Source organism: Dyadobacter sp. HNCC25DJ187 (assembly GCF_056895255.1).
In genome coordinates this window covers 1,556,569-1,576,022 of record NZ_JBXHAT010000001.1, presented here as the reverse complement: position 1 = coordinate 1,576,022, position 19,454 = coordinate 1,556,569, and the positions used below count along the sequence as shown (strand labels likewise).

At 42.2% G+C, this 19,454-nt stretch carries 18 protein-coding genes; 15 read left to right on the top strand and 3 right to left on the bottom strand.

The genetic code is table 11. The annotated features are described in order from the left end of the window. Positions 1–13: 13 nt before the first annotated feature. A complete protein-coding gene (locus AC1XUE_RS06575; protein ID WP_483355141.1) occupies positions 14–640 on the bottom strand; it encodes a 4'-phosphopantetheinyl transferase family protein in 627 nt (208 codons plus the stop codon). Positions 641–787: 147 nt separating this feature from the next. On the opposite strand from AC1XUE_RS06575, the gene AC1XUE_RS06570 reads away from it, so the two are divergent. The 14 genes from AC1XUE_RS06570 to AC1XUE_RS06505 all read left to right on the top strand — a co-directional run bounded on the left by AC1XUE_RS06570 (position 788) and on the right by AC1XUE_RS06505 (position 14,279). Continuing rightward, positions 788–2,482, top strand: coding sequence for a C45 family autoproteolytic acyltransferase/hydrolase (locus AC1XUE_RS06570; RefSeq protein ID WP_483355140.1), 1,695 nt, complete (start codon positions 788–790; stop codon positions 2,480–2,482). 18 nt (positions 2,483–2,500) lie between these two features. Then, positions 2,501–3,751 (top strand): flexirubin biosynthesis putative acyl-CoA ligase FlxY, encoded by a 1,251-nt coding sequence (gene flxY, locus AC1XUE_RS06565; protein ID WP_483355139.1) that lies wholly within the window; start codon positions 2,501–2,503, stop codon positions 3,749–3,751. Between the two features lie 261 nt (positions 3,752–4,012). Further along, entirely contained in the window at positions 4,013–4,642 is a 630-nt protein-coding gene (locus AC1XUE_RS06560; protein ID WP_483355138.1) for a hypothetical protein, read from the top strand. A 187-nt stretch (positions 4,643–4,829) separates the two neighbouring features. After that, positions 4,830–5,486: a YdcF family protein gene (locus tag AC1XUE_RS06555; protein ID WP_483355137.1), complete on the top strand. Its 657-nt coding sequence runs from the start codon at positions 4,830–4,832 to the stop codon at positions 5,484–5,486. A gap of 8 nt (positions 5,487–5,494) precedes the next feature. Then, positions 5,495–6,559 (top strand): methyltransferase, encoded by a 1,065-nt coding sequence (locus AC1XUE_RS06550; protein ID WP_483355136.1) that lies wholly within the window; start codon positions 5,495–5,497, stop codon positions 6,557–6,559. A gap of 43 nt (positions 6,560–6,602) precedes the next feature. Next, a complete protein-coding gene (locus AC1XUE_RS06545; protein ID WP_483355135.1) occupies positions 6,603–7,085 on the top strand; it encodes a hypothetical protein in 483 nt (160 codons plus the stop codon). A 27-nt stretch (positions 7,086–7,112) separates the two neighbouring features. Then, positions 7,113–8,015, top strand: a complete 903-nt coding sequence (locus tag AC1XUE_RS06540; RefSeq protein WP_483355134.1) for a hypothetical protein — start codon at positions 7,113–7,115, stop codon at positions 8,013–8,015. 48 nt (positions 8,016–8,063) lie between these two features. Further along, complete coding sequence (darB, locus tag AC1XUE_RS06535; protein WP_483355133.1) at positions 8,064–9,206, top strand: dialkylresorcinol biosynthesis protein DarB; 1,143 nt, start codon at positions 8,064–8,066, stop codon at positions 9,204–9,206. A gap of 66 nt (positions 9,207–9,272) precedes the next feature. Beyond that, positions 9,273–9,671 carry a flexirubin biosynthesis protein DarG gene (gene DarG / locus AC1XUE_RS06530; RefSeq protein WP_483355132.1) on the top strand — a complete coding sequence of 133 codons (399 nt, stop codon included), beginning with the start codon at positions 9,273–9,275 and terminating at the stop codon, positions 9,669–9,671. 4 nt (positions 9,672–9,675) lie between these two features. Further along, positions 9,676–10,707: a BtrH-related acyltransferase DarH gene (darH, locus tag AC1XUE_RS06525; RefSeq protein ID WP_483355131.1), complete on the top strand. Its 1,032-nt coding sequence runs from the start codon at positions 9,676–9,678 to the stop codon at positions 10,705–10,707. Between the two features lie 11 nt (positions 10,708–10,718). Next, complete coding sequence (locus tag AC1XUE_RS06520; protein WP_483355130.1) at positions 10,719–11,468, top strand: ABC transporter ATP-binding protein; 750 nt, start codon at positions 10,719–10,721, stop codon at positions 11,466–11,468. A 4-nt stretch (positions 11,469–11,472) separates the two neighbouring features. Next, on the top strand, positions 11,473–12,750 hold the full coding sequence (locus AC1XUE_RS06515) for an ABC transporter permease (protein ID WP_483355129.1): 1,278 nt from the start codon (positions 11,473–11,475) through the stop codon (positions 12,748–12,750). A gap of 73 nt (positions 12,751–12,823) precedes the next feature. Next, a complete protein-coding gene (locus AC1XUE_RS06510; RefSeq protein WP_483355128.1) occupies positions 12,824–13,090 on the top strand; it encodes a phosphopantetheine-binding protein in 267 nt (88 codons plus the stop codon). A 4-nt stretch (positions 13,091–13,094) separates the two neighbouring features. After that, positions 13,095–14,279 carry a beta-ketoacyl-[acyl-carrier-protein] synthase family protein gene (locus AC1XUE_RS06505; RefSeq protein WP_483355127.1) on the top strand — a complete coding sequence of 395 codons (1,185 nt, stop codon included), beginning with the start codon at positions 13,095–13,097 and terminating at the stop codon, positions 14,277–14,279. A 1-nt stretch (position 14,280) separates the two neighbouring features. On the opposite strand, the gene scpA is transcribed toward AC1XUE_RS06505, so the two are convergent. Next, a complete protein-coding gene (scpA, locus tag AC1XUE_RS06500) occupies positions 14,281–16,362 on the bottom strand; it encodes a methylmalonyl-CoA mutase (protein ID WP_483355126.1) in 2,082 nt (693 codons plus the stop codon). 10 nt (positions 16,363–16,372) lie between these two features. Next, positions 16,373–17,722 carry a methylmalonyl-CoA mutase family protein gene (locus tag AC1XUE_RS06495; protein WP_483355125.1) on the bottom strand — a complete coding sequence of 450 codons (1,350 nt, stop codon included), beginning with the start codon at positions 17,720–17,722 and terminating at the stop codon, positions 16,373–16,375. Positions 17,723–17,984: 262 nt separating this feature from the next. On the opposite strand from AC1XUE_RS06495, the gene dnaA reads away from it, so the two are divergent. Then, the gene (gene dnaA / locus AC1XUE_RS06490; protein WP_483355124.1) at positions 17,985–19,412 is read left to right on the top strand and encodes a chromosomal replication initiator protein DnaA; all 1,428 of its coding nucleotides are present in this window, start codon (positions 17,985–17,987) and stop codon (positions 19,410–19,412) included. Positions 19,413–19,454: the final 42 nt, after the last annotated feature.

Here is a 19,454-nt window from a genome sequence, read left to right as displayed (position 1 = left end):
CAATGGTGCTGTTTCAGAGTGTTCTGGTAAGGATATAATCGTCTAACTGTTCGTATGCGACGTGTATACGCTGTTTCTGACCGTAATGTAAAATATTAACCTGAATTGTACCAGATTGGTTGCGGGCAAAAGGCAACAAAGTCACATCTTCTTTGAAGTCCAGCTGATGATCGCCCAGATATTTGAAAATGGATTCCTTTGCGGACCAAATAATATGGAGCATGATATTGTCCGTGGTGTCAAAACTGTTCAGTTCGGTTTCATTTATGTAAAAATCAACACCCTTGCTGATATCGGGTTTCAATTTCTGAATATCAATGCCAACTGGTTTTCTGCTGTCAATGTAAACTACGGCGTACCCGGCAGAGTGTGAAATGGAAATATGCGCTTCACTATTCTCTAAATAAGGTTTTCCATGTATGTCGTAGCTTAATCCGGCATTGTGAGTCAACATGGTTTGCAAAAGATTTCTTGTTGCAAGCCATTCTTTTTTCTTCCTTTCGCTCCGTTTGTTAAGAAGTACTTTTTCTTCGTCGTACGTGAGTATCAATGTCGCCAGGAGTGCATCGGTAGTTTCGCTGATCTGCCAAAGACCCAGCTGAGCAGTTTCCGATACTTTTTTTATGTTTACAAGACCCATTTATTCCTAATTTTGACGAGTTGAATGACGCTGTACTTCTGACGTAAAGTTATTCCTGGAGGAGGGATATGAAAAAGTTTTTTTATCGAAGAGATTTATTCCAACGCAGATACGTTTGATCTGATGTGTGCTTCTGTATCTTGAAAAATGATGTTTATTAAAAATAAGGTAGTCAGGAAAATTGGCAAAATCTCTTTGATTTTCCTGCTGCTCATTTCTTTTCTGTTTGCTCTTTTTCTCTGGCGGATCCATATTCCCGCTCCGGAAGTGAGCGGTTCAAAAACGGTGGACAGTTATAAGCGTGTTCAGGTTGGCGAAAATCATTATCAGGTCGATCATTGCTGGCTACGTAAAAATGAGCATGGTATTTGGGAAATGTATCTGGAAGGTTCTCCGTATGAGCGTGGACTGATCTATGGGATCCTTGCCAGAGAACTCATGGAAAAACAGGAAGTGCATTTTGTGAATCAGATCAACGAAATGATACCGAATAATTTCTTCCTGCACGTATTAAGAGGATTTGTCGGCTGGTTCAACAGGGACATCTACAAATACATTCCTGAGGAAAATCTCCAGGAAATATATGGCGCTTCGCAATCCTTTTCGGACAAATTCAATTATATCGGTCCTAAGTATTACCGAATACTCAATTACCATGCGGCGCACGACATAGGCCACGCGCTTACGGATCTGAATATGGTGGGTTGTACTTCGTTCGCGGTGAAAAATAAGTTATCAGCGGATTCTTCCTTATTAATCGGAAGGAATTTTGATTTTTACATGGGAGATGCATTTGCTGAAGATAAGCTGATCGTGTTCATGAAACCTGACAAAGGCTATCAATTCGCATCATACGCCTGGGCAGGATTAACGGGCGTGGTGTCTGGTATGAACGAAAAAGGCATCACAGTTACGCTCAACGCTTCCAAATCTGATATCCCGTTTGCCGCCAAAGAGCCGATCTCTCTGTTGGCGCGTGAGATTTTGCAGTATGCAGGAACCATAGAGGAAGCCAGAAAAATTGCCGCCAGAAGCGAAACGTTTGTTTCGGAATCGCTACTGATCGGATCGGCTGCAGATCATGACGCAGCGATCATTGAGAAGTCTCCGGGTAAAATGGACATGTATCAGCCTGTCGGCGATCAGCTTGTGTGCGCCAATCATTATCAGAGTAAAGCATTCGCAAAGGATTCAGTGAATATCAAAAACATTCAGTCGAGCGATTCCCGCTACCGGTTTGAACGTATGAATGAGTTACTTTCCCGGTCATTTCCATTGGATATAAAAAAGGCGGCCGGTGTGCTGAGGGATAAGAATGGTGTGAATGATAAGTTTATTGGTTACGGAAATGCCAAATCGCTGAATCAATTGATTGCGCATCATGGTGTGATTTTCAAGCCAGAACAGAAAAAAATGTGGGTATCAACACCTCCGTATCAATTAGGCGCATTCATTTGTTATGATCTGCAGCATGTGTTCGGAAATGTAAAATCATTCCATACTATCGATTCACTGGCTGTAGCAAGTGATCCGTTCCTGAATTCTGCCGATTATCAAAAGTATGAAGCTTATAAAGTCGTCAAACAGCATATCCATAAGTTTGTCATGCTGAGCATTCCTTACGAACTGAGCGCAGAAGCGGAAAGAGATTTTATCGGTAATAATCCGGAGAGCTATGTGACCTATTTGTCTTTAGGAAATTATTATGAAGCCCGTAAGGAATACCAGAAAGCCATTGCTTATTATAAGCGATCACTGACACGAGAAGTAGCATCAGAAAATGAAAGACAGATACTACTCGATAGAATAGAGGCCTGCAAAAAGTCGCTGGCCAAAGCATAGTTACATTACCAACAAGTCATGAAAAACGAAATAGCGAATACACGGCTACAGTCACTGGTCGAATATGTTGCAGGGCGCTCGCCTTATTATCAACGAATATTCACTGAATATGATATTGACTACACCCGCATTAAGTCCGCTTCGGATCTGAAGCAGCTCCCGTTCACAACTAAGGATGATTTGGCCCGGGAAAACGACGCTTTTCTTTGTGTTCCAAAAAGCAGTATTGCCGATTTTGTAACAACTTCCGGTACGATGAGCGATCCGGTCGCCTTTTATCTCACCGACTCAGATATAGAAAGACTGGCTACCAATGAGTCTGAATCTTTTCGCTGTGCTGGTGGTGGTGCCGATGATATTTATCAGCTGATGACTACGATCGACAAGCGTTTCATGGCAGGATTGGCTTATTGGATGGGTGCGCGGAAAATAGGAGCTGGAATGATCCGGGTAGGGCCGGGTGCACCGTTTCTGCAATGGGAGTCCATTCAGCGGTTTTCGCCAACGGTTTTGATTGCGATTCCATCTTTCATTCCAAGATTGCTGGATTATGCCGAAGCAAACGGAATCGACTTCGCTTCTTCAAGTGTCAGGGCGGTGATTTGTATTGGCGAGCCGATCCGGAATGCGGATTTTACCTATAACGAGCTGGGCAAACGTATTACCTCTCAATGGAATGTAAAACTCTATTCCACCTACGCATCTACAGAAATGGGTGCAGCATTTACGGAGTGCGAATATGGAAACGGCGGCCATCTCAACCCGGAACTGCTGATATTGGAAGTGGTAGATGAAGAAGGAAATACGGTTAGTGAAGGGGGATTGGGTGAAGTCGTTGTAACTACCCTAGGCGTGGAAGGTATGCCCTTGATCCGCTATAAAACCGGAGATCTCTGTCATGTATATTACGAACCGTGCAGATGTGGCAGAACCAGCGAACGACTAGGCCCCGTTGTCGGCAGGAAGCAACAGATGATCAAGTTCAAGGGAACCACGATATTTCCGCCTGCGATTTTTGATGTGCTGGATATGGTGAAGGAAATAGAGTTATATCAGGTGGTGGTTTCGAAAAACCAATATGGGAATGATGAAATAACGGTTTTACTACCGCTAAACTTATCCAATCCAACATTCCGGGAGATGCTTCACTCGCTCTTCAAATCGAAGCTTCGGGTGTCTCCTCTACTCGAATTTATTACCGCTCAAGAACTCAACTTCAGAATATACAAACAGGAAAAACGCAAACCTGAGAAATTGATATATATATGATCTGTCTCTATTCTGTAACAAATCGAATGTATGAAATCCTTCGTTGAAGCGGCCTCTATGGAGGTATTTCTGTGTTTGTGTGATACTTTTTTTACTCAGGCATGTTGATCTGAAATCGGGCAGCGTGGATTCCGGTGAAAGTCCGTGAATAGGATTATTCGTATTACAGACTTTTATGCCAAGGCAGGAAAAAGCTTAGCTGATTTTTTAGATAAAAAATTGAAATAAATAGCCATCTGATTAATTGAATTAAAACTTAAAATGAAAAAGTTCTTTATTGCTGGCCTCCTGGCTTTAAGTTTTGTGCAGGGTTACGCGCAGAATACCCTTGCTGATGTTTTCACCGGAAAAGAAAAAGTTATTTTTCTGGGACTGGATTTCACTCAGGCAAAATATATTGGCAGTCCGGGTTTTACTGACCCGAACGCAATTCAGAATCAGCATATGGTAAGCTGGAATACGCTGATAGAAGCTGAACCTAAAAAGTTTTCACTGGAAAAGCCGCTTAAATTGAGAGCAGATCAATACAGTGCAAAGGTTTCTGATATGATCAAACATAACAAGAATGCGAATGTGGCAGACAATATTATCAACGAATCTTACACACTTACAGAGGATCAGGCAAGAAGAGCAGTGTCCAAATATGTGTTAAGTGAAAAGGAGGGTGTTGGTGTCGTGTACGTTGTGGAAAGTCTGAACAAAACCCTGGAGAAAATGACTGTATGGGTTACGTTTATTGATCTTGCGACGCGCAACGTCCTACTTATTGAAAAAATAGAGGGTAAAGCAGCTGGTTTTGGTTTCCGTAATTATTGGGCAGGTGCGGTATATAAAATCAACGGAAACATCGGTTCCAATTATTACAAGAAGTGGAGCCAAACGGCTAAATAATGAGAATTAGGAAATAGTTTTCTATTTTCAGGTTTTCAAAACTGATACGAACCATAAGTTTTTTTGCAAGCTGTGAAACGTTCTTCTCTTTTGGACGTTTTACAGCTTACTTATTTTGAAGCCAGTCAGCGTGAAAATCCGATACCTAAGTGTACTGTTCCTGTTGCTCTTTGCAAGCTGCACCAAAATGCTGTTTCGTTCCGCCGAAAAGTCATTCCGTGAGCATGTTAAAGAACAACCTTATGATGTTATCATTGTTCCCGGATTTCCATATAATGGGCAAAACTGGGATAGAGTGGTAAAGATGAGGGTTCACTGGGCCAATTTTCTGTTTCAGAACGGATATACTAAAAATATCATTTTTTCAGGCTCCGCAGTTGCTACTCCATATATTGAAAGCAAAATTATGGCACAATATGCGACAGCTTTGGGTGTGCCTTTGGAACGGATTTTTACGGAAGAAAATGCCGAACATAGTACGGAAAACGTGTATTACTCGTTTTGTATGGCCCGTGATATGGGTTTCAAAAAAGTTGCGTTGGCTACAGATCCCTATCAGAATAGTTATATGACTAAATTTGTCCGGAGATTTGAGTTGCCGATTAATTTCCTGCCCACTGTGCTGGATACTTTAAAGGCCATGCAAATGCCTGAACCCGGGATAAATCCTGCAGTAGCGATGAAGCCGCATTATGTGAAGTTGTCAGAGCGTGAAAATTTTTTTCAAAGGTTTCGGGGAACGATGGGTGCATACATTCAGTGGCATGAACAGGATTTGAAAACGAAGAAACTAAGGAGAAGATATAAAAACAGCACCCAGTCCTCCGGACAAGGTGACCATTAAAACAGCGAATGAAAAAAGAATTATCGGCAATTGAAGCCAAGTATGAAGCGCAAAAAATCGCTTTCGGCCCCATGTTTTTCCAGGCGGTTGTAGCCATGCGTGACTTGGGTATCCTCGAATTTATCAACAAACATCGTAAAGGGGTAAGCATTGATACGATTGTGGAGAAGATGGATGTAAGTGAGTATGGTATCAAATTGCTTGTTGAAGCTGCCGAGGTGACAGGTGTTGTAGAAGTTGAGGACCAAATAGTGAAGATTACGAAAATCGGTTTTTTCCTTCTCAAAGATGAAATGACACGTATCAACGTGAACTTCATGAATGACGTTTGCTACATGGGTGCAAAGGCCATGACGGACAGCATAGTAAAAGGTAAGCCCGAAGGATTGAAACAGCTGGGCGAATGGCCGACGATATATGAGGGGCTTTCGATATTACCTGAGCCGGCCAAAAAATCATGGTTTGATTTCGATCATTACTATTCGGATGGCGCTTTCCCGGAAGCGTTAAAAATTGTTTTTCGTAAGAATCCGAGGATGATATTTGATATAGGCGGCAATACCGGTAAATGGTCTTTTGCCTGCTGTGCGCATGATCCGGATGTCCGGATAAAAATACTTGATTTGCCTGTTCAGTTAAAAGTAGCTCGCCAGAATGCCACAGAAAAAGGGTTGCTGGATCGTATCGATTTTCATGCAATCGACCTGCTGAACACGGAACAGAAAATTCCTCAGGGACCTGATGTGATCTGGATGAGTCAGTTTCTGGACTGTTTTTCAACGGAGGAAATTGTGCAAATTCTCAAGAATGCATGGCAAGCGGCTTCAGAAGATACTACGCTATATATTCTGGAACCATTTTTTGACAACCAGGCTTTTCCTGCGGCTGAGTACAGTTTGGTAGCCACTTCGTTATATTTTACCATCATGGCCAATGGCAACAGTAAGATGTACAGTATCGATGTGATGAAAGACTTGGTTAAAGAATCGGGATTTGAGGTAGTGGAGACCTATCCTTTGATCGGAGACAGTTATCATTCGATACTGGAGTGCCGCAAAAGGTCTCATGCATAGTATTGAGTAATTTCTATCTTTGTAGAACTGAATTGGTGTGAAAATGAAAGTGCGTATTTTTTCAGCGGTTGTGCTCCTGACACTATTTTGTAACTTAAAAGGCACAGGAAAGGACCTGGCGGCTTTTTTTGAGATCCTGGCAGGTACCTCAGAGGCTGCGCTGGATAATGAAATAGCCAGAATAGAGGCAGGTTCATCAACATCGCAAGCCAAAGCTCACAAAGGAGCCTTGCTGATGAAAAAAGCCGATTTTACGAAAGGGGCAAGTAATAAGGTCAGGATGTTCAAAGGTGGTGCAGCGTTGCTGGAAGCAGAAATCAGCCGGAATCCTGACAATGCGGAATACCGGTTTATCAGGCTAACTATTCAGGAACATGCTCCCGGAATTTTGAAATACAACAAGAATCTGAGGGAAGATAAAGAGTTGATTATAAGCAATTATAAGAGGCTTAGTGAAGAACTTAGGAAAGTGATCAGGAATTATTCGTTAAATTCAAAAGTTATCAAAACAATAGATTTGCAGTAAAGGCATCTGAAATATTAGCTTGTTCAAATGAAAAAGGTGCTAGTAATTAATTATTCTCAATCGGGCCAGTTGAATGAAATCATTGACAACTTTTTACTCCCTTTTGAAAATGCAGAAATTGAGAGAGTTGCCATCGAGCCGGTAAATCCCATTGCATTTCCCTGGACCAGTGAAGTGTTCTACAACACTATGCCTGAATGTGTGAATGAGGAAGCGATTGCTATCAAACCTATTCATTATCAATCCGATCGGTATGATTTAATAGTGTTTGGTTACCAGCCATGGTTTTTGTCTCCATCACTTCCTGCGACCTCCATTTTACAGGATCACACCTTTCGGCAAAAACTGAATGGCACACCGGTCGTGACTGTGATAGGTGGAAGAAATATGTGGCTCAATTCCCAGGAGAGTATCAAGACCTATATCAAGGCGGCTGGTGGAAGATTGGTTGGTAATATCCCATTGATGGATCGTGAGCCTAATTTAATAAGCGTACTCACTATTTTTCACTGGATGCTTACGGGTAAAAAGGAGCGGAAATGGGGTGTATTACCAGTTCCGGGCGTGAGTGAAAAGGATATTAAGAGTGCCGATAGGTTTGGAGTGATTGTGAACCAGGCATTACAGGAAAGCAATTTTTCAGGTCTGCAAAAGCAAATTCTATCTCTCGGGCTGATCGACATTCCGACCGATATATGGTTTATCGAAATGAGGGGCAAAAAGATATTCAGAATATGGGCAAGCCTGATTAAGAAAAGGGGAACAACAGCGCAAAAAAGACAGTTTTTTGTCAATTTGTTTAAGTATTATTTACTGATAGCGCTTTTCGTAGCTTCCCCTATTATTTTAACGGTATATTTTATATTGATTGCCCCGTTTAGTCAAAAGTCAATAAAGAAGTCAAAAGAATACTATTACGGTGTAGACTGATATTACTATCGGTAAATCATCAACCTATTAATTATTACCATTATTAAAATGTCAGAAGCATACATAACCAGAGTTTCCAAATTTCTTCCAAACGAGGGCGTTGCCAACGAAGAGATGGAAGGATATCTGGGATTCATAAACGGCAAGTCATCTAAATCCAAAGCGATTGTTTTAAGAAACAACAAAATCAAGAACCGCTACTACGCATATACACGAGATGGTCAGCCAACTCATACAAATGCAGAAATGGCTGCTTTGGCCGTGAAGGGACTTTTTACAGAGGATGTCAATGAAATAAAAGAGGCAGATCTACTGAGTGCAGGTACCTCCAGTCCTGACCAGCTCATGCCTTCACATGGCGTAATGATTCACGGATGGCTGCCGGAAACGGGTTCCATCGAAGTGGTATCTCCCTCTGGCGTTTGCTGTGCAGGTATGCATGCTTTGAAATATGCCTACATGTCAGTAAAACTTCAGGATAAGAAAAAGGCAATTGCAGTTGCATCTGAGCGTTTTTCTCCTTCCCTGAGGGCCGAGCAATTTGAAGAGGAAGTGCAGGAGCTCATCCGTTTGGAGCAGAATCCTTACGTTTCATTTGATAAAGATTTTTTAAGATGGATGCTTTCTGATGGAGCAGGTGCCTTTTTAGTTGAAGGTAAACCTAATGAGACAGGTCCTTCACTTAAAATTGAGTGGATTGAGGGCTGTTCTTTTGCCAACGTCGAAGAGGCTTGTATGTATCAGGGTGCACACAAACTGGAGGATGGAACTCTGAAAAGTTTCAAGGATTATTCAACTGAGGAAATTCAGTCCAAGTCAGTTTTTGGCATTAAGCAGGACGTGAAATTGTTGAGTGAAAAGATCGTAAAGCTGGGATTCAACAATCTGAAAGGAATATTGGACGAAAAAGGATTTGATATGAATGACGTCGATTATTTCCTTCCTCATATTTCGAGTTACTTTTTTGAAAGTAAAATTGAAGATGTACTGATTGAAAATGGCATCCCGGTTCCGAAGGAGAAATGGTTTACAAATCTTGCAACAAAAGGGAATGTAGGAGCTGCATCCATTTATATGATGGTGGAAGAGCTGTTCAATAGTGGTAAACTTGAAAAAGGTCAGAAGGTTTTGCTGGCGGTGCCGGAGAGTTCAAGATTTTCTTATATGTTCTGTCTGTTAACGGTTTGCTAATAATAATTGATTAAATTGTTATCCTATTTCCCTATCTGACTCATGCTGTTTTAACTATCATTCATTATGAAAAAGGAAGATTTGCCACAGGAGCCGGGCGCTTTATCACGTTTGACACGTGAGCTTTGCTATGTCAAAAATGAGGATGGGAAATATGAAACCGCGCTGAGCAAAGGCTGGGATGTAAAAAAAGAGGCGCTCGACAGTGCCTGGGACAACGTGAATGATAGAGTGGAAGAGGCGCGGAAGGCTGTAATAAATGGTGAGAAAAGTCCGGTATACTATTTTATGGAACTAAGACTCATGGATCTTCAGGTATTGGCAGGCTATACGGGATTCTTTACTTTTTTTATAAAACGACATTTGAAACCATCTGTATTTAAGGGGCTTAGTGACAGAAAGCTTCAGAAGTATGCCGACGCCTTTGATGTTACAGTAGACGAATTGAAAAATTTTAAAGGTTAAACAATTGAATACCGATTTACAGACAGATGAATTTCAGCACGTTCAGGCCGCACACTGTGAAAATGGTGTAACAACGGCACTGCTTCGTCATCATGGACTTGATTTCGTAACCGAACCTCTCGCTTTTGGGATGGGATCAGGGCTGTTTTATATACAAATCCCTTTTCTCACCATTAACAACGGTCCTGCCATTTCTTTCAGGACGATGCCGGGTGCCATCTTTGCAAGAACCTGCAAGGCGCTTGGGGTAGAAGTAAGTCGTAAGAAATTTAGTAACCAGGAAAAAGCTCAGCTTTTTCTGGATAAGAAAATAAGCGAAGGCGTGCCCGTAGGCTGTCAGGTAGGTGTTTTTCATCTGACCTATTTTCCAAAAGAATACAGATTCCATTTTAATGCCCATAACCTGATTGTATATGGTCGCGAAGGTGATCAATACAACATCAGTGACCCTATCATGGAAGACGTGACGCATCTTTCTGCACAGGAATTAAATCGGGTGAGATTTGCACAAGGGCCACTAGCTCCAAAAGGACATATCTACTTTCCTGAAAAGATTGGTGTTATCAATGACGACCTGATCAGAAAAGGTATTGTAACGGGGATTAAGCGAAATGTCCGGGATATGTTACGCATTCCTGGAAACTTTGCTGGTGTGGATGGTATCAGACATACATCCAATCATGTAAGAAAGTGGAGAGACAAATTAGGACTTAAGAAAGCAAGTCTATACCTGGGTCAGATTGTTCGTATGCAGGAAGAGATCGGTACCGGCGGCGGTGGGTTCCGATTCTTATATGGTGCCTTTCTCGAAGAATCAGCAGTCTGGCTACAGGACGATCGTCTTTCCAATTTGTCAGAAGACTTTACCCGTGCGGGAGATTTGTGGAGGGGAAGTGCTATCAAGATGGCAGGAGTATACAAAGGCAGGCTGACAGAACAGAAAGATTTTGAAGAAATCGCAGATATGCTTCTCAACATCCGTTCGGTGGAAAAGGAAGCATTTCAAAAACTTTCCAAACTTAATCTTGGAAAGTGAGCCAGTAAAACATGACTAAATTACCTGCAATAGAGATTCAACAGGTATCTCATACATATAAATCAGCTTCTGAAAATACGCTTACAGATATATCACTGGATATTTTTGAATCGGATGTTTTTGGTTTGCTCGGCCCTAACGGAGCTGGAAAAACTACGCTGATTTCTATTCTTTGCGGCATTATTCCGCAGTCTTCCGGAGAAGTTCGATTTTATAACCGTGGTGAAGAAGTGTCCCTGACAGGAAGAAGAAGTCTGATCGGTTTTGTTCCTCAGGAATACGCTTTTTATCATGAGCTCACACCCAGGCAAAATCTGGATTATTTCGGAGCCATGTATAATCTGAAAAAAGAGGATCTGGTTGCGAGGCGGGAAGAATTACTGGAAGTACTTGGCTTGACAAAAGCTGCCGACAAACCGGTTGGTACCTTTTCGGGAGGTATGAAACGTCGCGTCAATCTGGCTATTGGTATCATCCATCGCCCGGGTATTCTTTTTTTGGATGAACCGACTGTCGGCGTCGACGTTCAAAGTAAAAATGCGATTATTAGATATCTTCAGCAGTTGAATCAGGCAGGCACAACAATTGTCTACACTTCTCATCACATGTCAGAAGCAGAAGAATTCTGTAATCGGATTGCACTTGTGGATCATGGAAAGGTTATCGCACATGGAGGATTGTCAGAATTGAAAACCGCTCATCAGGTCTCAGATTTGCAGTCGCTCTTTATCAAACTGACCGGAGAAGCGTATAGAGATTAGTAATATGTTTAAAGTTTATGCATCTGTAAAAAAGGAATTTTTGTTGCTGATCAACGATAAAGTAGGTCTGGCGCTGATGTTCCTGATGCCATTATTACTGGTTTTTATTATCACCATCATTCAGGATAGCGTCTATAAGGTCGTGAATGAGAATAAGATTCCCTTGCTGGTGATGAACAGCGACCACGGTGAACTAGGAAAGAAACTGACAGATGTACTCACAACTTCAGGTTTATTTGAAATAGAAAATGTAGCAGGTACTGATGCTAGTATTTTAAAGGAAGAATTGCTGGCCAGAGGTAAAATGATTGCATTGCATATTCCTGAATCATTTTCTATCGGGCTCGAATCCAATGCCGGAGATGTGAGCAATATTCTGATGAAAGATCTTGGTCTGGATTATGATTCTACAAGCACCCAAAAAGCTGATATTCCATCCATCACTTTTTATAGCGATCCTGTATTACAGGAAAATTATACCTATTCGGTGATGGGTGTCATACAATCTTACCTGAGCATCATTGAAAATTCTCTGATGATCGATGATATGTATGCTGAAATGGGGCTTGGAGATAAATCCGGGATTTTAAAAGAGAGAATGATAGAGAACCGCGTAAAGATCAATAAGATCGTCGCGACCAATAATAAGTCTATGGCGGTTCCCAACTCGACCCAGCATAATGTTCCTGCATGGACTATCTTCGCCATGTTTTTTATGGTGGTATCGTTGGGAAGCAATATTGTGAAGGAGCGGGTAAATGGTAGTTTCCTAAGATTGAAAACGATGCCGTCCAGTTTTATGCTGGTGATGTTTGGTAAAATGAGTGTGTATTTGGGCGTGGCAGTATTACAGGTTATCCTGACGTTTTCGATGGGCATGTGGATATTACCCTTGTTAGGACTACCCAAACTGATGTTGCCGGGAAATCTCCCGGCTTTTGCTTCTGTCATTTTCATGAGTAGCATGGCAGCTGTAAGCTATGCACTTGTAATAGGTTCGTTTGCCAGAACGCAGGAGCAGGCCAACGGTTTCGGAGCGGTGTCAATTATCATGTTCGGAGCAATTGGGGGTATTTTGGTGCCGACATTCGTAATGCCGTCCTACATGCAGGTAGTAAGCAATTTTTCGCCTCTCCATTGGTGCCTGGAAGGATTTTACATATTGTTTCTGAAAGGCGGGAGCTGGCCTGAATTATGGGGTGTATTTGTATTTCTTGGCATATTTATCCTCATTTGCCAACTTTGTACCTATTTTAAACTGAAGATTGAAAAAATCATATAGCGAAGGAACACGATCCCTCCGAAGCAATTTTATACATTGAAAATCATAAATTACTATTAGAAATCATTTAACCATGGATATAGAAAGTTTAAAGTCTGTTCTGAAAGGACAAATTGTGCAATATCTTAACCTGCTTGATATTAATCCTGATGATATCAAAGATGACGAACCGCTATTTGGTGGTGATTTGGGTCTGGATTCCATTGATTCTCTGGAGCTTGTCGTATTGCTGGAACGAGAGTATGGTATCAAAATCAACAATCCGGCAGAAGGAAGGAAGATATTGGTAGATGTCAACCACATGGCAGCTTATATTCTGGCTAACACCAAAACTGCGTGAGTAAATGGGCCGTGTGATTGTAACAGGAATGGGGATTATCAGTGCAGCAGGTAATGGTGTAATTGAGAATTATGCTGGTCTGAGTCAGGGAAAAACCGGCGTGGCTAAGGCAGTCCATTTCAAATCGGTTTACACGGCAATTTTACCTTTCGGAGAAGTCAGACAAAGTACAGAGCAACTTCGCGAAGCGCTGGGGATATCGGCTAGGGGGTATACCCGAACAGACCTGCTTGCACTCATGGCAATGAAGGAAGCCGTGCAACAAGCAGAACTGACCGAAGATGAACTTCGGGAATATGATACTGCATTTATATCGGCCAGTACAGTAGGTGGCATGTGTCTGACGGATCAGTTATACCAAGATGCTAATCTTCAGTCAGGAAGCTCTGAATATCTCGAATCTTATAGCTGTGCGTCTCACACGCTTCGGCTCGCAGCACATTTTGGGATGCGTGGTTATACCAATACCATTAATACCGCCTGTTCTTCTTCAGCAAATGCGATTATGTTAGGCGCTCGTCTCATTAAGTCAGGCCGGATAAAGCGGGCTATTGTAGGCGGAGTAGATAGTTTGGCTAAATATACCGTCAACGGCTTTAATGCACTTAAGATCCTGTCGGCAAATCCTTCAAAACCATTTGATTTAGAACGTGATGGCCTGAACCTGGGGGAGGCGGCAGCATACCTTATATTAGAGTCTGAGGAAAATGCTGCAGGTAAACCATTTCTGGCTGAAATTGCAGGCTATGGTAATGCAAATGATGCACATCATCCGTCTGCCATGTCAGATGAGGCGATAGGAGCGGTAGCGTCCATGAGAGCGGCTTTGCATTCAGCAGGATTACAAGCCAGTGCTATCGATTATGTAAATGCACATGGCACCGGAACACTCAATAATGATCAAGTTGAATTGAACGGATTGAAACAGATTTTCGATAAAGTTCCTTCTTATAATTCCACAAAACCCTATACAGGTCATACACTGGGAGCGGCAGGAGCAGTCGAAGCGGTTTTTAGCATTCTGTCTCTTCAGCATCAGATCATTTTTCCGTTGCTAAACATCCGATTGCCTATTGATCCTGAATGTGCACCGGTGTCAGTACTTTCCAAATCTGAAATCAGGAATGTGCTTTCTAATTCATTCGGGTTTGGCGGAAACTGTACTTCGTTGATTTTAAGCCAGATCTGAGTCAAGTCATCAACTTGGTCAGGATTTTCTGTGCAGCCACAGAAATAATAGTCCCGGGTCCGAATATTCCTTTTACACCGGCATCATACAAAAATTGATGATCCTGAGCAGGAATCACTCCTCCGACGATAACCATAATGTCGTCTCTGCCTAATCTTTGTAGTTCATCAATCAACTGAGGGAGCAGGGTTTTGTGACCTGCCGTCAGGCTGGAGATGCCTACAACATGTACATCATTTTCTGCAGCTTGCAATGCCACCTCCTGTGGTGTCTGGAATAATGGCGCTATATCAACATCAAAACCTATATCAGCAAAACTGGTAGCGATAATTTTTGCTCCACGATCGTGTCCATCCTGTCCCATCTTAGCAACCAGAATGCGTGGTCTGCGCCCATCCATTTCTGCAAACGCATCCGACATTTGTAACGCAGTCCGGAAATTGTCATCATCAGATGATTCCGACTGATAAATTCCGGAAACTGCCCGGATTGTCGATCTATATCTTCCGAATTTCTTTTCCATAGCTTCCGAAATTTCTCCAAGTGTAGCCCTTTTACGTGCAGCGTCTACGGCGAGTGAGAGCAAGTTCTCGTCCATGTTCATTCTGCCGGGTTTGGAACATGCCTCAGTAATTTTATTAAGTGCTTCCGTCACTTCGCTGTCACTACGCGTTTTTTTAAGAACTTCAAGTCTTTCCATCTGATTGGCCCGGACTGTACTATTATCAATTTCGAGAATATCCAATGGTTCTTTCTCTGAAGTTTGAAATTTATTTACACCGATTAACGAATCCTGACCCGTCTCAATCCTGGCTTGTTTTCTTACGGCTGCTTCTTCAATCCTCATTTTAGGAATGCCTGTTTCAATTGCTTTGGCCATTCCTCCTAATTGTTCAATTTCTTCTATCAGTTCCCAGGCTTGGTGACAAAGCTCATCTGTTAGTTTTTCTATGTAATGAGAGCCCCCCCATGGATCCACTGTATGACAAATGCCACTTTCGTGTTGAAGATACAGTTGGGTGTTACGTGCAATTTGTGCAGAAAAATCGGTCGGTAATGCAATGGCCTCATCCAACGAATTGGTGTGTAAAGATTGGGTGTGTCCCATTACCGCAGCCATCGCTTCAATACAGGTTCTGGCAACATTATTGAATGGATCCTGCTCCGTCAGACTAAATCCGCTGGTTTGACAATGTGCTCTCAGCATTAAAGATTTTTCATTTTTTGGACCGAAACGTTTTACAATTTTGGCCCAGAGTGCCCTTCCTGCACGGAGTTTAGCCATCTCAGTAAAATGATTCATGCCAATTCCCCAGAAGAAGGATATTCTGGGGGCAAAGTCATCAATATTGAGGCCGGCGGCTATTCCTGTACGGAGGTATTCAAGTCCATCTGCCAGGGTATAGGCAAGCTCAATATGTGCGGGGGCTCCGGCTTCGTGCATGTGATAGCCACTCACACTGATCGAATTAAACAACGGCATGTAGCGGGAGGAATAAGCAAAAATATCGCCTACAATACGCATGGATGCCTCCGGTGGATAGATATAGGTGTTACGTACCATGAACTCTTTCAAAATATCATTCTGAATGGTTCCGGAAAGCTTTTCATAAGCCACTCCCTGTTCTTCAGCCGCCACCAGGTAAAATGCCATAATGGGTAGCACAGCACCGTTCATGGTCATGGAAACAGACATCTGATCGAGTGGAATACTATCGAAAAGCAATTTCATGTCTTCCACAGAATCGATGGCAACTCCCGCTTTTCCTACGTCTCCCTCTACCCTCGGGTGATCCGAATCATATCCACGGTGTGTAGCCAGATCAAACGCTATGGACAGTCCTTTTTGACCGGCAGCCAGGTTTTTCCTATAAAATGCATTTGAATCTTCAGCCGTTGAAAATCCTGCATATTGACGTATTGTCCATGGTTTTTGTAAATACATACTTGCATAAGGTGCACGTAAAAAAGGAGGTGCTCCGGCACCGAAAGCAAGATGCGGTAAGGAGGTGGAATCGACCGGATATTGTCCCGTTTCCTCATCAATCCGTTCTTCTTCTATTTTAGCAAAATCCGGCTTCATGGCGTTCGAGTTAGTTGGTATACCAGGATAATGGCAGATTTTTCGATGCAAGGAGTCCAGCTGCAGGGCTGTCTTTCACTTCTGTATGAATCACAGGTTTCGAAGTGGTGTTATATTGATTGACACCCACCATCACACAACCCTCTTTCATTGCTTTCATTTTTGCATTCCACGATAGCGTAACCAGATCAGGTATCAGTCCATTTTTAAAACTTTGGCATATACCTCCCCGCCTTTCGATTTCTAAAAATAGGTTCCATGCTGATTCCGCTATCATTAAACTGCGATTTTCAATGAAATAAGAGCCTGCTGAGGGATCAGGTATTTGCCCTACACCGCATTCGTGAGCGATAATGGAAGAAATATTCAACGCTATCCTCTCAGAAAAATCACTGCCGTTATCAAAGGGGAAAACTGTTAGTGCATTGCAGCCACCAATGATTGCACTCATTGCTTCACTTGTAGTTCTGATGATATTGGTATGCTCCATTGTTTCAGCATGGTAAAAACGCGAAGTTTCCGCGTGAATAAACGGATCATTAATTTCAGAAGATGCACAATTGTATGCTTTCATTAAACGGTGATGAAGCATACGGAATGCTCTGAGCTTTGCAATTTCAGACAGATAGTCGGTACCAACCGAAAGTGAGAAGAATAGATGATTAGAAATAGTCTGAGCAGTAAGGGCCGAATCTGTGAGCTTATCCAGGTAAAATGTAAATGAAGCCATAACCATGGCAAGTTCCTGCTCTGGGGTTACGCCAGCCTGATGGTAAACGTGGCCATCAATCATAAGGGGATAAAAACCCTGATTCTCCTTTGCTAAATTACATACATGTGTCAATGCTGACAGGCTATGGTCAAATTCGTTTCCGGATCTTATCCAATAGGCAAGCGGGTCATGGGCAATGCCGCCTTTTAAACCTGTCATGTTGTTCTCAAATGTCTTATAGAGATCAACGGCGTTGTAATCAGAAGATATGAAAAATGGAATTTTTTTTGGCTTGAAAATACTCAGAATGTTCTTGATCTGGTCAATGGAATTGTTCTGAGCGATTAATAATATAGCCTGTGCACCCGATGTTAGTTTCTGCTCAATTTTTCTCGTGGTATCGGTAATATCTTTAATACGTAATGCCGGCATATTAAGCCAGCCTGTATCTTTTCTCTGGCATTTTTGCAACAAAGCATAACGTGCGGGATCATATTCCTCATGAGAAAAATAAGGGGAGCACAGATGAGGATAAAAAGGATGGAAATGGGGTAGCTCCGAAATGGGTCGTTTGATTTCCTTTACCACCAGCTTTTCCCAGTCTGACCGATGAGAAGATTGAAATTCGGCAAACAGATTTCCGGCCATATCCATCATATTTAATCAGAAGGTAAAACGAAAATGACAACAATACAATGCTGTAATTTTAAGGTAAGTTATGTTTTATTCATGATTTCACTAAGTAATGTTCCCAAATAACAATCGCTTTTGATCAGTATTGAGTATACGGCTTGAAATTACCTCGTTACGATCTTAAATTGTGCGGTATTTTCAGCAGCAAGGATCAGGTTATTTTTATATCTTTGCGTCCTTTTGATTTTTAAAGAAGCACTGACTAGGGTTTTTGACATTGGAAAGACTAAGCGGATATAGGGAAGTAGATCAGGTATGGGACGCATGTCTCAGGGTCGTTCAGGAACATGTACCGGAAGAAAGCTTTAGGACATGGTTCGAACCCATTCGTCCCTTGAAGCTGTATGGCAAGGTACTTACCATACAGGTGCCAAGTCAATTCTTTTATGAGTGGCTGGAGGATAACTATGTGAATCTGCTTAGGAAGGCACTCGACTATGCGATTGGTCGTGATGGCTTGCTTGAATATTCCATTATCGTAGATAAAGGTAATGACAAGCATCAGCCGCTTACAATGAACGTGTCCACCCCGAAGACAACCAGTACTTCCAAACCAGACAATTTTTCAACAGATCCGCGGGTAGGGGCTAACATTAAGTTAAAGGATCATGATGCCATGACCCTTGATACTTATTTGAATCCCAATTACTCTTTTGATAATTTTATTGAAGGAGATTGTAACCGCTTGGCGCGTTCAGCAGGCTTTGCGGTAGCTCAGCGTCCGGGACTTACCTCTTTCAATCCACTCATGATGTACGGTGGGGTTGGGCTTGGTAAAACACACCTGGTACAAGCCATTGGTAATTACATCACCAATCATTTTGATAATAAACTGGTATTGTATGTTTCTTCGGAAAAGTTCACGAATCAGTTTATTAACTCAATCAAAAACAATACGTTACAGGATTTTACCGACTTCTATATGAAGGTGGATGTACTGGCTATTGATGATGTTCAGTTCCTGTCAGGTAAGGAGAAGACACAGGACACCTTCTTTCATATCTTCAACCATCTGCATCAGATGGGCAAGCAGATCATCATGACCAGTGACCGCCCGCCGCGTGAACTGCAGGGATTGCAGGATCGTTTGCTTTCCAGGTTCAAATGGGGGCTTACTGCCGATTTGCAGACACCTGATTTCGAAACGCGTATTGCCATTATTCAGAAAAAAATCCAGTCTGAAGGAATTTCTATCGATTACGATGTAATTGAATATGTAGCGCATAGTGTAAATTCCAACGTACGTGAACTGGAAGGGGTAATCGTTTCGCTGATGGCGCAGGCCTCACTAACCCGACGGGAAATTGACGTGGAACTGGCGAAAAATACGCTGCGTAACATCGTTATGAATGAGGAGAAGGAGGTGACCATTGATACTATTCAGGAAGTTGTTGCCGACTATTTTCAGGTTACCATTGCAGATTTAAAAAGTAAAAGCCGGAAGAAAGAAGTAGTCTATCCAAGGCAGCTGGCAATGTATCTGGCAAAAGAATATACAGAGCTTCCTCTTAAGTCTATTGGTTATCATTTTGGCGGAAGAGACCATAGTACGGTGATTCACTCGATACAAAGTGTGAATCTGCTCATGGATGAAACACCTGACGTAGAGGAAACGCTTCTCAAGCTACGCAGTTACTTTAAATAAAAAGCTACGTTTCAAGCACATTCATTGGTTTATTTAATCCTG